We start from the raw sequence: 423 nt of genomic DNA on the forward strand, positions 1-423 counted from the left end.
ATATTAACAGTGGAGGTTCACTAATCGTAAATGGGACATCAACTGGAAACGTAACTTACACTAGAAATTTACCAACTTCAAACTGGTATTTTGTTTCTTCCCCGGTTGCTGGACAATCATATAATGACACTTATGTAACCGCAAATGGAATTGACTTTGGAACAGGTTCTAACAGAGGAATTGCAACTTATACAACTTCGACCAATCAATGGGCTTATTTACAAGCAGCAGGTTCAGGAACTTTCAATAATGGTCAAGGTTATTCAGTAAAAAGAACTGCCACTGGAGATATTTCTTTCTCTGGAACAATTAATACTGCTGATGTTTCTGTAGCCGTTTCAAGTGCTAGTAATGGTTTCAATTTAATTGGAAATCCATTTACGTCTCATTTAAATAGTGCTACTTTTTTAACAGATAATAGTG

At 35.5% G+C, this 423-nt stretch carries 1 pseudogene; it reads left to right on the forward strand.

Annotation, left to right across the window (positions count from 1 at the left end):
- Positions 1-423 (forward strand): annotated as a pseudogene (locus IU405_RS00010) (hypothetical protein); the annotation flags it as partial.

The sequence above is a fragment of the Polaribacter sp. BAL334 genome (assembly GCF_015767435.1).
In the GTDB taxonomy this organism is placed as follows: Bacteria; Bacteroidota; Bacteroidia; order Flavobacteriales; family Flavobacteriaceae; genus Polaribacter.